A 3431-nucleotide genomic window follows, 5' to 3' on the forward strand; every position below is an offset into this window, starting at 1 on the left:
GGACGAAAAATGAATACCAAGTCTCAAAGAGTGAACACGTAATTCATTACGAAGTTTAATTCTTAGAGCATCAAACTTGAATTGAAGAGTTTGATCATGGCTCAGATTGAACGCTGGCGGCAGGCCTAACACATGCAAGTCGAGCGGCAGCGGGGGAAAGCTTGCTTTCCCGCCGGCGAGCGGCGGACGGGTGAGTAATGTCTGGGAAACTGCCTGATGGAGGGGGATAACTACTGGAAACGGTAGCTAATACCGCATAACGTCTTCGGACCAAAGTGGGGGACCTTCGGGCCTCATGCCATCAGATGTGCCCAGATGGGATTAGCTAGTAGGTGGGGTAACGGCTCACCTAGGCGACGATCCCTAGCTGGTCTGAGAGGATGACCAGCCACACTGGAACTGAGACACGGTCCAGACTCCTACGGGAGGCAGCAGTGGGGAATATTGCACAATGGGCGCAAGCCTGATGCAGCCATGCCGCGTGTATGAAGAAGGCCTTCGGGTTGTAAAGTACTTTCAGCGGGGAGGAAGGTGTTGTGGTTAATAACCGCAGCAATTGACGTTACCCGCAGAAGAAGCACCGGCTAACTCCGTGCCAGCAGCCGCGGTAATACGGAGGGTGCAAGCGTTAATCGGAATTACTGGGCGTAAAGCGCACGCAGGCGGTCTGTCAAGTCGGATGTGAAATCCCCGGGCTCAACCCGGGAACTGCATCCGAAACTGGCAGGCTTGAGTCTTGTAGAGGGGGGTAGAATTCCAGGTGTAGCGGTGAAATGCGTAGAGATCTGGAGGAATACCGGTGGCGAAGGCGGCCCCCTGGACAAAGACTGACGCTCAGGTGCGAAAGCGTGGGGAGCAAACAGGATTAGATACCCTGGTAGTCCACGCCGTAAACGATGTCGACTTGGAGGTTGTGCCCTTGAGGCGTGGCTTCCGGAGCTAACGCGTTAAGTCGACCGCCTGGGGAGTACGGCCGCAAGGTTAAAACTCAAATGAATTGACGGGGGCCCGCACAAGCGGTGGAGCATGTGGTTTAATTCGATGCAACGCGAAGAACCTTACCTGGTCTTGACATCCACGGAAGTTTTCAGAGATGAGAATGTGCCTTCGGGAACCGTGAGACAGGTGCTGCATGGCTGTCGTCAGCTCGTGTTGTGAAATGTTGGGTTAAGTCCCGCAACGAGCGCAACCCTTATCCTTTGTTGCCAGCGGTCCGGCCGGGAACTCAAAGGAGACTGCCAGTGATAAACTGGAGGAAGGTGGGGATGACGTCAAGTCATCATGGCCCTTACGACCAGGGCTACACACGTGCTACAATGGCATATACAAAGAGAAGCGACCTCGCGAGAGCAAGCGGACCTCATAAAGTATGTCGTAGTCCGGACTGGAGTCTGCAACTCGACTCCACGAAGTCGGAATCGCTAGTAATCGTGGATCAGAATGCCACGGTGAATACGTTCCCGGGCCTTGTACACACCGCCCGTCACACCATGGGAGTGGGTTGCAAAAGAAGTAGGTAGCTTAACCTTCGGGAGGGCGCTTACCACTTTGTGATTCATGACTGGGGTGAAGTCGTAACAAGGTAACCGTAGGGGAACCTGCGGTTGGATCACCTCCTTACCTGAAAGAACCTGCCTTCGAAGTGCTCACACAGATTGTCTGATGAAAAACAGCAGTAAAAATCTCTGCAGGCTTGTAGCTCAGGTGGTTAGAGCGCACCCCTGATAAGGGTGAGGTCGGTGGTTCAAGTCCACTCAGGCCTACCAAATTCTTGCTGATGCTGCGTTGTGGCGACACTCACATACTTCAGTATGCTTCGTGTCACCACGCCTTGCCTCAACAAGAATTGCGGTTCATGAGGTTTGACTACGATGGGGCTATAGCTCAGCTGGGAGAGCGCCTGCTTTGCACGCAGGAGGTCTGCGGTTCGATCCCGCATAGCTCCACCATCTTTACTGCGAAAACAAGAAAACTTCAGAGTGTGCCTTAAAAGGTTCACTGCGAAGTTTTGCTCTTTAAAAATCTGGATCAAGCTGAAAATTGAAACACTGAATAGTCGAAAGATTATTCGTGAGTCTCTCAAATTTTCGCAATCAGAAGATAACACTGTCAGAGGTGATGTGAGCGAAGTGAAGACAAGGCGTACCGCACGCCGCGAGCGCAGTGGACTTAATGTCCATGAGCATCGCGAGTACGGAACAACGCAGTATTCACGACGCGCAACAAGCCGGACAGAACAAGACATCTTCGGGTTGTGAGGTTAAGCGACTAAGCGTACACGGTGGATGCCCTGGCAGTCAGAGGCGATGAAGGACGTGCTAATCTGCGAAAAGCGCCGGTAAGGTGATATGAACCGTTATAACCGGCGATGTCCGAATGGGGAAACCCGGTGCACTTCGGTGCATCATCGTAACATGAATACATAGTGTTACGAGGCGAACCGGGGGAACTGAAACATCTAAGTACCCCGAGGAAAAGAAATCAACCGAGATTCCCCCAGTAGCGGCGAGCGAACGGGGAGGAGCCCAGAGTCTGAATCAGCATGTGTGTTAGTGGAAGCGTCTGGAAAGTCGCGCGATACAGGGTGAAAGCCCCGTACACAAAAATGCACAGGCTGTGAACTCGAAGAGTAGGGCGGGACACGTGGTATCCTGTCTGAATATGGGGGGACCATCCTCCAAGGCTAAATACTCCTGACTGACCGATAGTGAACCAGTACCGTGAGGGAAAGGCGAAAAGAACCCCGGCGAGGGGAGTGAAACAGAACCTGAAACCGTGTACGTACAAGCAGTGGGAGCCCCACCACNGGTGGGGTGACTGCGTACCTTTTGTATAATGGGTCAGCGACTTATATTCTGTAGCAAGGTTAACCGCATAGGGGAGCCGAAGGGAAACCGAGTCTTAACCGGGCGTTAAGTTGCAGGGTATAGACCCGAAACCCGGTGATCTAGCCATGGGCAGGTTGAAGGTTGGGTAACACTAACTGGAGGACCGAACCGACTAATGTTGAAAAATTAGCGGATGACCTGTGGCTGGGGGTGAAAGGCCAATCAAACCGGGAGATAGCTGGTTCTCCCCGAAAGCTATTTAGGTAGCGCCTCGTGAATTCATCTCCGGGGGTAGAGCACTGTTTCGGCCAGGGGGTCATCCCGACTTACCAACCCGATGCAAACTGCGAATACCGGAGAATGTTATCACGGGAGACACACGGCGGGTGCTAACGTCCGTCGTGAAGAGGGAAACAACCCAGACCGCCAGCTAAGGTCCCAAAGTCATGGTTAAGTGGGAAACGATGTGGGAAGGCCCAGACAGCCAGGATGTTGGCTTAGAAGCAGCCATCATTTAAAGAAAGCGTAATAGCTCACTGGTCGAGTCGGCCTGCGCGGAAGATGTAACGGGGCTAAACCATGCACCGAAGCTGCGGCAGCGAC

Annotated in this window: 2 tRNA genes and 2 rRNA genes; all 4 read left to right on the plus strand. The window is 53.1% G+C overall.

Annotation, left to right across the window (positions count from 1 at the left end):
* The first annotated feature begins 78 nt into the window (after positions 1 to 78).
* Positions 79 to 1620 (plus strand): 16S ribosomal RNA (locus AOY23_RS21245).
* A gap of 69 nt (positions 1621 to 1689) precedes the next feature.
* A tRNA-Ile gene (locus AOY23_RS21250) sits at positions 1690 to 1766 on the plus strand.
* Between the two features lie 107 nt (positions 1767 to 1873).
* Positions 1874 to 1949, plus strand: a tRNA-Ala gene (locus AOY23_RS21255).
* 309 nt (positions 1950 to 2258) lie between these two features.
* A 23S ribosomal RNA gene (locus AOY23_RS21260) occupies positions 2259 to 3431 on the plus strand; the annotation flags it as partial.

This window comes from Trabulsiella odontotermitis, from assembly GCF_001297775.1.
Lineage (GTDB): Bacteria > Pseudomonadota > Gammaproteobacteria > Enterobacterales > Enterobacteriaceae > Trabulsiella > Trabulsiella odontotermitis.